The organism is Desulforamulus putei DSM 12395 (assembly GCF_900129195.1).
In the GTDB taxonomy this organism is placed as follows: Bacteria; Bacillota; Desulfotomaculia; order Desulfotomaculales; family Desulfotomaculaceae; genus Desulfotomaculum; species Desulfotomaculum putei.
The window spans coordinates 85712-95519 of sequence record NZ_FQUY01000010.1; the positions used below are offsets into that span (position 1 = coordinate 85712).

At 49.1% G+C, this 9808-nt stretch carries 13 protein-coding genes; 5 read left to right on the plus strand and 8 right to left on the minus strand.

The window, feature by feature from the left end; all coding sequences use genetic code 11:
• Nucleotide 1 precedes the first annotated feature (1 nt).
• From BUB67_RS08430 to BUB67_RS08445, 4 genes are all read right to left on the minus strand, one after another.
• Nucleotides 2-2164, minus strand: coding sequence for a Tex family protein (locus BUB67_RS08430; protein WP_200798151.1), 2163 nt, complete (start codon nucleotides 2162-2164; stop codon nucleotides 2-4).
• A 232-nt stretch (nucleotides 2165-2396) separates the two neighbouring features.
• Nucleotides 2397-3371, minus strand: a complete 975-nt coding sequence (locus BUB67_RS08435; protein ID WP_073238650.1) for an acyl-CoA dehydratase activase — start codon at nucleotides 3369-3371, stop codon at nucleotides 2397-2399.
• Entirely contained in the window at nucleotides 3368-4471 is a 1104-nt protein-coding gene (locus BUB67_RS08440) for a CoA protein activase (protein ID WP_073238652.1), read from the minus strand. Before BUB67_RS08440 ends, BUB67_RS08435 begins: the two co-directional genes overlap by 4 nt.
• Nucleotides 4468-5448, minus strand: a complete 981-nt coding sequence (locus BUB67_RS08445) for an acyl-CoA dehydratase activase-related protein (RefSeq protein WP_073238655.1) — start codon at nucleotides 5446-5448, stop codon at nucleotides 4468-4470. The genes BUB67_RS08440 and BUB67_RS08445 overlap by 4 nt, the downstream gene beginning before the upstream one ends.
• 156 nt (nucleotides 5449-5604) lie before the next feature.
• Here BUB67_RS08445 and BUB67_RS08450 point away from each other — a divergent pair, with 156 nt between their 5' ends.
• Complete coding sequence (locus BUB67_RS08450; protein WP_073238658.1) at nucleotides 5605-5844, plus strand: hypothetical protein; 240 nt, start codon at nucleotides 5605-5607, stop codon at nucleotides 5842-5844.
• A 26-nt stretch (nucleotides 5845-5870) separates the two neighbouring features.
• Here BUB67_RS08450 and BUB67_RS16630 read toward each other — a convergent pair whose 3' ends face one another.
• Nucleotides 5871-6008, minus strand: coding sequence for a hypothetical protein (locus tag BUB67_RS16630; protein WP_200798152.1), 138 nt, complete (start codon nucleotides 6006-6008; stop codon nucleotides 5871-5873).
• A 54-nt stretch (nucleotides 6009-6062) separates the two neighbouring features.
• Nucleotides 6063-6200, minus strand: coding sequence for a hypothetical protein (locus BUB67_RS16405; protein WP_159431822.1), 138 nt, complete (start codon nucleotides 6198-6200; stop codon nucleotides 6063-6065).
• 401 nt (nucleotides 6201-6601) lie between these two features.
• Here BUB67_RS16405 and BUB67_RS08455 point away from each other — a divergent pair, with 401 nt between their 5' ends.
• Entirely contained in the window at nucleotides 6602-7087 is a 486-nt protein-coding gene (locus BUB67_RS08455; protein WP_073238662.1) for an iron-sulfur cluster assembly scaffold protein, read from the plus strand.
• A gap of 26 nt (nucleotides 7088-7113) precedes the next feature.
• Here the strand turns inward: BUB67_RS08455 and BUB67_RS08460 are convergent, their stop codons facing one another.
• Both BUB67_RS08460 and BUB67_RS17395 read right to left on the minus strand, forming a co-directional pair.
• Nucleotides 7114-7353: a hypothetical protein gene (locus BUB67_RS08460; RefSeq protein WP_073238665.1), complete on the minus strand. Its 240-nt coding sequence runs from the start codon at nucleotides 7351-7353 to the stop codon at nucleotides 7114-7116.
• Nucleotides 7354-7776: 423 nt separating this feature from the next.
• Nucleotides 7777-8061, minus strand: coding sequence for a DUF4405 domain-containing protein (locus tag BUB67_RS17395; protein ID WP_073238668.1), 285 nt, complete (start codon nucleotides 8059-8061; stop codon nucleotides 7777-7779).
• Nucleotides 8062-8362: 301 nt separating this feature from the next.
• Between BUB67_RS17395 and BUB67_RS08470 the strand changes: the two genes are divergently transcribed.
• The 3 genes from BUB67_RS08470 to BUB67_RS17400 all read left to right on the plus strand — a co-directional run.
• The gene (locus tag BUB67_RS08470) at nucleotides 8363-8662 is read left to right on the plus strand and encodes a type II toxin-antitoxin system Phd/YefM family antitoxin (protein WP_073238671.1); all 300 of its coding nucleotides are present in this window, start codon (nucleotides 8363-8365) and stop codon (nucleotides 8660-8662) included.
• Nucleotides 8655-9113, plus strand: coding sequence for a type II toxin-antitoxin system VapC family toxin (locus tag BUB67_RS08475; RefSeq protein WP_073238674.1), 459 nt, complete (start codon nucleotides 8655-8657; stop codon nucleotides 9111-9113). Before BUB67_RS08470 ends, BUB67_RS08475 begins: the two co-directional genes overlap by 8 nt.
• 338 nt (nucleotides 9114-9451) lie before the next feature.
• The coding region (locus BUB67_RS17400) for a transposase (RefSeq protein WP_143157027.1) at nucleotides 9452-9808 on the plus strand (357 nt) is incomplete at its 3' end.

Genomic DNA, 9808 nt, shown 5'->3' on the forward strand with positions numbered 1-9808 from the left:
CTTACTGTTTCTCTTTCATGGTCAGGGAGACTCTTCCCCTTTCAACGTCCACTGCAAGAACCCTTACGTTCACCACATCCCCCACTGAAACGATATCCAGCGGGTGACGAAAACGGCGGTCACTGAGTTCGGAACGATGCACCAGCCCGTCGTTTTTCAACCCTACATCCACAAAAACTCCGAAGTCCACCACATTTCGTACAGTTCCCTTTAATTCCATACCGGGCTGCAGGTCTTCAATTTTCAGGATGTCACTGCGGAACAGGGGGCCCGGTAAATCTTCCCGGGGGTCTCTGCCAGGGCGCAACAGCCCGTCAATAATATCCCGCAGGGTTGGCACGCCGGTATCCAACCGGGCAGCCATTTTTTCCAGGTCCACCTGTTTCAGTTTGGTTTTCATTTCCGCACTGCCAATGTCGCACTGGGCACAACCAATTTCCTCTAACAGCTTTTTCACCACAGGATAGGATTCCGGGTGGATACCGGTTTTATCAAGGGGGTTACGGCCGTCCAGTATGCGTAAAAAGCCAACACTTTGTTCAAAGGCTTTTGGTCCCAATCTGGGTACTTTTTTCAGTTGGGTCCGTTCAGAAAATTTACCGTTTTCCTCCCGGTATTTGACGATGTTCTGCGCCACCGCAGTATTAATGCCGGACACGTAGGATAGGAGGGAGACAGAGGCCGTATTTAAATCCACCCCCACCATATTCACCACTGATTCAACCACTCCCTTGAGGCTTTCCTCCAGCCTCTTGGGAGCCACATCGTGCTGGTATTGACCCACGCCGATGGACCGGGGTTCAATTTTAACCAGCTCCGCCAGGGGATCCTGCAGTCTCCGGGCAATGGAAACGGCGCTGCGCTGGGCCACATCCAGACCGGGAAATTCCCTGGCGGCCAGTTCCGAGGCCGAATAGACGCTGGCACCGGCCTCATTGACAATGATATAGCGGACTTTTGGCCAGCCCTGTTCTTGTATCAGGTCCGCCACAAACTGTTCGGTTTCTCTGGAAGCCGTCCCGTTGCCGATGGCAATAATATCAATCCCGTATTGGTTAACCACACGGTTAATTTCCACCTTTGACTCCTCCACCTTATTTTGTGGAGGAGTGGGATAAATTACGCCAACTTCCAGCAGTTTGCCGGTGGCATCAACAACCGCCCACTTGCAGCCGGTGCGGTAGGCGGGGTCTATCCCCAGAACATTTTTGCCCTTGACCGGGGGTTGTAAAAGCAACTGCCGCAGGTTTTTGGAAAATACGTTGATGGCCTGTTCCTCTGCCACTTCGGTGAGCCGGCTGCGGATGTCCCGCTCCACCGCAGGGGCCAACAACCTCCGGTAACCGTCCCGCACCGCCTCTTGCAGAATGTCCACAGCGCCGGATTGGGCTGGCGCCCAGCGGCGGTTCATTTTATCTAAAACCGCTTCCTCGGCAACTTCTATTTTTACCTTGAGAATTTCTTCCTTCTCACCCCGGTTAATGGCCAGAACCCGGTGGGGCGGCACCTGTTTCACCGGCTCCCGGTGCTCGTAGTACATCCGGTAAACCCCCCGCTGGTCCGCTTCCTGGTTTTTCACCTGGCAGACCAGTTCGCCCCGCTGGAAGGTAAAGTCCCGCACCCAGCCACGGGTTTCCGGGTCATCGGCAACCATTTCCGCAATGATGTCCATGGCTCCCTGCAGTGCATCCTCCGGTGTGGCAACGCCTGCTTCGGGATTGACAAACCCGGCAGCCTGCTGCAGCGGGTTGGCACCGGCAGGAGCTTGCCACAGCCACCGGGCCAGGGGTTCCAACCCCCGCTCCCGGGCCACACCGGCACGGGTTTTTCGCTTGGGCCGGTAGGGCTGATACAGGTCTTCCACCGCTGTAACGGTGGCGGCCGCTAAAATTTTCTCCCTCAGTTCCTCTGTCAACTTGCCCTGCTCTGCAATGGAATGAATCACTTCCTCCTTGCGCTTTACAAGATTGCGCAGGGATGTCAACCTCTCGGAGATCTTCCTGATTTGCACCTCATCCAACTCGCCGGTCATCTCTTTCCGGTAGCGGGCAATAAAGGGAATGGTGTTCCCGTCATCCAGCAGCTTGGCAGTCTGCTCCACCTGTTTTTCTCTAATATCCAGTTCACTGGCAATTTGCCGGTACAGATTTATTTCATCGCGCATCAAGCAATTCTCCTAACTTCATTTAAATTAAATTGATTTGCCCTATGACTTTTCGACGCTGACCGGTTCTCTTCCTCCAAACGGTACCAAAATGAAAATCCTTCCATATTATGTATCATCATATGCCGCCGCACCAGCCGGGAATGTTTGGGCCGTACCAATTCACTCCGTAAGGGGCGCCCTGGAGATACTAAATGCCCGTTCTTCAACGGGCATTTTCACTTCAATATGGTTAACTGCAATTGCCGGCGGCCAGGGCGTTGGACCACTTGCCGCAGCGGTCGCCCCAGCGGGCGATGACCCGGCCCGCCTCGGCCATTTCGATCACTTCACACAGGTTGGGGCAGCCGTCACATTCAAAGCTGCCGGCCTTATATTCCAGATCCGCCACGCCAAAGCCTTTGAACCGGGTGGGCACACCCCTGGACACGGCGTCCCTGGCCAAAAGGGCTGCCCCTACCGCTCCCATCACGTTGAAGTATTTGGGGACATGGACCTCCATGCCGATGGCCCTCTCAAAGGCTCGGCGCATGCCGGCGTTAGCGGCTACGCCTCCCTGGAACACCACCGGACCGAGAATTTCTTTGCCTTTTCCCACGTTGTTCAGGTAATTGCGTACCAGGGCTTCGCACAATCCCGCCAAAATATCCTCCAGGTTAAAGCCCATTTGCTGTTTATGGATCATATCGGATTCCGCAAAAACCGCACAGCGCCCGGCAATCCGCACCGGGGTTTTACCCCTTAGGGCAATGTCCCCGAACTCTTCAATGGCAATATTCAGCCGGCTGGCCTGCTGGTCGAGAAAACTTCCCGTGCCCGCTGCACAAACGGTGTTCATGGCAAAGTCAGTTACTACGCCGTTGCGCAGGATGATAATCTTGCTGTCCTGCCCCCCGATTTCCAAGACCGTCTGTACACCCGGTACCAGGTGGGAAGCCGCTACGGCATGGGCGGTAATCTCATTTTTTATGGCATCCGCCCCCACTACAATACCTGTCAGTTGCCGCCCGCTGCCGGTTGTCCCTACTCCCCTGACCACCGTATGGGGGGGTAGTTTTTCACTGATCTGCTTCAAGCCCCGCTGCACCGCTACCACCGGTTGACCGTTGGTACGCAGGTACAAACTTTCTAAAACATTGGTGTCTTCATCCATAAAGACAATATTGGTACTTACAGAACCTACATCAATGCCAAGGTAACCTTTCACCAGGAAGCTAATACCTCCTTTTGTTCTTTCCTTTTGTGCAGCAAATCAATAAAGGCCTCCAGCCGGGTGATCATGCCGGCTTCGCCGGAATGCTCGTCCATAATGAGAGTCATCACCGGCAGACCGGTATCCCCGCTGACCTTGGGCAAAATACTCTGGGCCACAATTTCCGGCATACAGGTAAAGGGCAACACTTGAATGGCCCCGTCAAAGCCCTGCCGGGCATACCATACGGCAGCGCCTACGGTTTCCTCGCCATGCCCTCCCACAAAATGGCACAAATAGGGCGAGGCCACTTTTTTGAACCTTTCGCTGCTGGGCACATTTTTCACCAGGCCCATAAACAGGTGGTCGTTAATCCACTGGCTGAGCATCATGGAGCGCTCCACCTCAACACCTAGATAACCCAGGTGCCGCTCAATATTCACATTGGAAAAGGGCTCCAGTAGGGTATAGATTTCGCCCACCAAGGCCACCTTGAGGACCGGCCGGGACATGTCCGCCGGAACCGCCTCCATAATTTCCCTGGCCCGGTTCAGGGCAAAAGGAATTTCCTCCGGTTTCTTTGCCCGTTCAATCTCATCCACCGCTTCCTGCAAGGCCCTGTCGGTGGCGCCACGGACCAGTTCCCTGGGTCGTATTTGAAAGGACATCTGTTCCACTTCGTCCACCGCCCTAGCCTTCAAATAACCAAAGCGCAGGGCTTTGATCACCTTGATCCAGGGACGGTTGCCGGTGATTTTCCGGATGCGTCCCAGCAGTTCCCCGATATGTTTTTCCGGGGGCTCCAATACCACCAGATTGTAATGAATGTTTAAATCTTTTAATATTTCATTCTCCACATAGGCATAATAGCCAAAGCGGCAGGGGCCGCAGCCACCGGCCATCATGATGGTGTCGGCCCCCAGTTCCCGGGCCTCGATAAAATTGCCGATATTTAACTTCAGGGGCAGGCAGGCAAATTCAGGGGAATGCTTCATTCCCAGATCCAGCGTCCGCTTACTGCAGGGCGGCGGCACCACAACCTCGATATCCAGGTATTCCAGCATCCCCTTCAGGGACACATACATGTAGCCCATGTGTGGGAAGGTTACCTTCATACGGCTGTCCTCCTCCAGCGCACCATGTCCAAAAAGGCTTCCAGACGGGTGACGATCCCCGCTTCCCCGGTATGTTCATCCAGGTTGATGTTCATAAAGGGCACCTTTCCTTCCCGGCGGATAAATCTCTCAATCAACTCTCCGGTCATGGAATCCGGTCCGCAGGCAAAGGCCGCCACATGGATGATGCCGTCCACCTTCCCCTGGTCATGGTAGTTAAAGGCGCCGCCGGTCATGCGCCGAGACAGGGTCCAGAAAAGCTTTTTGGGCAGCCTCTTAACCCCCTGGTTCACCATCTGCTCCGTCAGGTTGTCCGCCGTCAGCACCCTGGCCCCGGATTTTCGCAGCCGGTTAATCAGGTTCATGCTGATAAATGGGTCGTAAATGTTATAGGGGTGACCGATGACCGCCACCGTCAGGTCGGTATTGTCCGCTGTTTGTTTTGGCTCTTTCCCTGCCAGGACAGACATGGCCTCCTCGGGCAGCAGCCCCTGCTCCAGCAGCCCCATGTACTTTTGGTGGGTCTCCCAGGCCCTTTGAAACGCCAGCCAGGACTGAATGGGACCTTTCCCCAGAGCCGCACCGACCTGCCGGGTAAACTGGTGGATATCCCTTTGCTTTTTCCTTTGATTGATGGCAGTATCAAGCACCGTCGGTAACCCGGTGATATTTTGTTTCACCATATCCGGAAAACCCAGAAATTTTGGACAGATATATTCCCTGTGGGCCACGCTGACCATACGGGGTAAAAAGATGAAATCCACTCCCTTGTCCACCAGATTTTGCACATGACCGAAGGCTAATTTAACCGGCAGGCAGGCTTCATCCACACAATGCTGCACACCTCGGGTCAGGATACCCTTGGTGGTGCGGTCGGAAACAACCACCTCGGCTCCCAGCCGTTCCAAAAATTCTTTCCACAGGGGAAAGTAATAATAATAAAGCAACGCCCTCGGTATCCCCACCCGAACAGGCATACGATCCCTCCTTTATAAAACACATTCATACGTTAGTATTGGCAATTTTTCTGACGGTTATGCTTTTACAGGCAAAACTTGGTATAATGATATTAAACTATTTATTGAATTTCTTTATAAACAAAATCAAAAAAGGCATCTAAAGGAGGGTTTGCATTGAGTTGCACCACTTGCAGTTCCGGTAATCTGTCCGGTATTTCCGTTGGGAGCGACGAAACCGTCACCGAATTAACGAGGGTCATTGGAATCGAGGAAGCCAACAGGCTGCTGGCAGAAGGTTATTTGTTCGTCAGCATGTATTTCAACCAGGCCGAACAACAGGAAGTCTATATTTTAGCCCGGCTAAAGCCCACCAAAAAACAAAGAAAGCCCATTGGGTTTATACCAGGACAATAAGGCCAGAGTTTTCTGGCCTTATTATCTTACTTGTTCCTGTTTTTTTGTTTGCTTACCTTCGGCTGTTCGGTCAATCCCAGTTCAGTACCGACTTCTTCCAAAAAGTCGCCGGTCTTTCTCACCGTACCCTCGATCAACCCCCGGTTCTTCTCCTTCTTGGCCATTCATATCCCTCCCCTGGTTGTGATTTCTGCCGAAGTCATAACGGACGTGTTAAACTACTTCATTGTTTTTTGATTACCGGCCCTGGTCCGTCCGGTGACTGCCGGTTCCCGGACAGCTTCCGCGTCGTAATTGCCGCCGGACGTCATGGCGCTCGTGTTAAAGGCCCTTTGCTTTTTGGCTTTAATCTTCATCTGGCACCTCCCAAAGTTTTGTTTTTTCTTAGATATCATTTATAATTTGCCTGATTTTATAAAATTTAATTTGTTAATGTTTTTCACTTTTGGAAGATGATCAAGTCCTAAATTATGTGTAAATTCCTCAGTTAGCATTACTCCCTTGAACACCGCCGCTTAAATTATCCAGCTCGCCAGCTTTTGGTTTATGTTACACACCAGCAGAATATTGTAACTCATTTATTTTGATACTGTACCAGCCAATGCAGACAACCCGCGAAGCTTTTTCCTAAAAGGTATTGAACCATTTAATGGAATATAGTAGTATGCTTATGAAGACATATCGAATTAAACGTCTCAATATATCTATTAGACGCATGTATAAGTATCGAAGCACAGTTAAGGGAGGCACATTACATATGATTGACGAACAAATTAATAATTCTTCCATTACTTATAACGAAAAGACCCTTGATCACTTCACAAACCCACGAAATGTAGGTGTAGTAAAAAATTACAATGGTCGTGGTAAAATTGGTGAGGTAGGCTGCGGTGATGTCTGTGAAATTACTATTTTAGTTGAAAATGAGCGAATAAATGATATTAAATTTAGAGTATATGGTTGTGCAGGAGCGGTGGCAACTTCCAGTGCAGTCACAGAGTTAGCAAAGGGAAAACTTTGTGAGGAAGCCCTTAAGTTAACGGATGATGATGTGGTGGATTTTTTGGGTGGTTTACCTGAACAGAAAAAGCACTGTTCTTTACTTGGCATCAGGGCTCTAAAACAGGCGATTTATGACTATTGGCTGTATAAACAATTGTTAGAAAGCGGCCAGGTTACAAATCGTGATGAACATGAAAAAGTACGGGAAGATTTATTTCAGCAGTTTGCAAATGAATTCTAAATCGGTCTGACCCTCTAATTTTAGAGTCAAACACTCTTATTCACCGATTTACTTAGAATTTCAGCTTTACCTTCTGCTTTGCCTTTTGCAAAGCCTTTAGCCTCTCCCTCGGCTAGGGCACCTGCCACCAGGGAGATTTCAGCCCTGACGGGCTTCTCCCTTAGCTCATACAGCCTGCGCTCCCTCTGGTTTTTGAAGAATATCTGCTCGATGGTCATAGCCTTGCGAATGCCGGGGTTTATTCTGTTGATGGGTTTAAACTCCAATCATTCTCACCTCTTTCCCTTTGTTTCTCTTGCCAACATTATACCCGATTCTCAATTACTACTTAATATCCTGCTTTGACGCAGTGGAGGCCACAGTAACCTGAGAACAGCGTACTTCTGCCAGAATTAATACCTCCGAAGATTCAGTTCAGATCATGCACAAAGCCCCGGAAAGAGATTATTTTCTTCCGAGGCTTCCTGGGGTATATGCAATATTATTATATATCGGCGGCGTTTGTTTCGGTTTTGTCTCTACAGCTGCGGCAACGGGCAATCACTCACTCTCCGTTTCCAGAGTGCGCGGGCCGTACTCCTGCGGGAGGGCCTACCGGGAGGCTATACCCTAGGTAAGCAGATCCCCCACAGAAAGTTAATAAGTTAGCTGCCTAGCACCCACGTCCGGTTTCATCCGAGCACCTTCCGCTAATGCTTTCTCAGGCCGAAAACCTTTCTCGTTGTTGAAACAAACCACTCCCAGTGCAGATATATGTGAATCAGAACAAGTAAACAAAAAATTATTGCCAGCAAATGGTGAATATCCGTCCAGGTATGCCTCGTGAATATGAAAAAATGCTCCAGGCCACGCATGCCGCCACGACCCGGGCTGGGCAGTATCAACCACCTCGCGAACCCTGAAAAAGCCAGTCCAAAAACTGTCAGAAAAAGGAGCCAGCCCATCACGTAGTTTATTATTGATTTATTTGACATTGGTAAACCGCCCTTTAAAAGAATGTTTCAATTCCTGTTATTAGTACTCCCAACACTATTATGAAATTTTCTTTTGAAAATATCAAGTCGTACAGTGAAAATATGGTAAAAACAACCTGTAACCAGCAACCCGGTCTTTAAAGGGCCGGGGGTTATTTTGTGATGGGTAGTTTACCAACGACAATAGGTGTATATCTTAGAATAGCCAGGTGGAAAATATGTAATTTTTTAAAAGTAACCTTTTATAAACTAGTGTTTTGTTGTATTATAAAAATATATACTATTAAAGGTGGTGTTTTTAATGGATATGTTTAATGTGACTGAAATACGACAAAACGCCAGTAAAATAATATCCCATGTAATTAAAACCAAAGAGCCGGTGATGGTGCTGCAAAGATCTAAGCCCGTGGTCTACATTATTGAAGCCAATGCGTTTGAAGAATTACAGAAAAAGGTTATGAAGGCCGAACAATATGAAAAAATGGAGGCTACCAAAAAGGCATTAAATCAATTATCCCGGCTAAGGAATCAAATGAAACTGCAGCCGGACTCTACTCCCCTTATAAGGCAATTAAGGGAGGGGGATGGAGAAAATGAGTAGTTTTATTTGCCTGGACAGCAGTGTTTTAATTAAGCTGCTGGTTTTGGAAGAAGATAGCGATAAAGCAGATGCCTTAATGGAAAAAATTTTGGAAAAAAGGCAATCAGTTGTTTTGCCAGGTTTTGCATGGGCCGAAGTGGGAAGTGTTCTACGAAAAAAGGTCAATAAAAAAATGATTACACCCGACCAGGCAGAGATTGCCTGGGAAGCATTCAATAACCTGGGGATTTTAAATTACCTTAATGATTCAGTTGTCATAAGGGCTGCCTGGCATATTGCGGTAAAGGAAAAGCTCCCTACCTTATATGATGCCACATACCTGGCAGTAGCCGAGATCATTTCCAGGCAGTCAAACGAGGTTTGCCAATTTTGGACAGCGGATGAAACGTTGATCAGGTCTATTAAGGATAAAAACTATGTATACAGCCTAAAAACTTTTGGTGGAATTTGAAAGGAGATGAGAACATATAAAAAAAATCATAACATGTATCCTGACCGGTTGTCTGGCTCTTGACCTGGCCACCGGAGCGTTAGCGGAACAGTCCGAAGGCAGCCAGAACCCCCCCGACATTTCGGCAATCAAACAATACCTCAACCAGCAGGTACCGCAGGGAGAGACCTACAACCTGAACGGCTACACCGAGCCCAATAAGCCTAAGATTTGCACATTTTCAACGATGATCGATGACCTTATTTCTATGGTGGACTGGCTTAAAACCAAAGGTTGCACCCAGTGGCGATGGAAAGCACCGGTTCGTATTGGAAACCCATCTATAACTTGCTGGAAGGTTGAAAAACAAAAAAGCAGATCTTAAAAGGGCACTTAATGGTCTGATCGGCCCACACCAAAAACTGATGCTCAAAACCCAACTACGTCACATTGACTTTCTCTCTGATGAAATAAACAGACTGGACAAAGAAATTAAGGACCGAATGCTCCCTTTTGAGGATGACCTGGAGCTGTTGGATACCATTCCCGGGGTGGGACGGCGCACAGCTGAACAAATCTTAGCTGAAACAGGAACCAATATGGATCAATTCCCCTCCGCTGCTCATTTATGTTCTTGGGCAGGGCTGTCTCCAGGTAATAACGAAAGCGCCGGAAAGCGAAAGTCGGGACGAACGCGCAAGGGTAACCAGAAATTA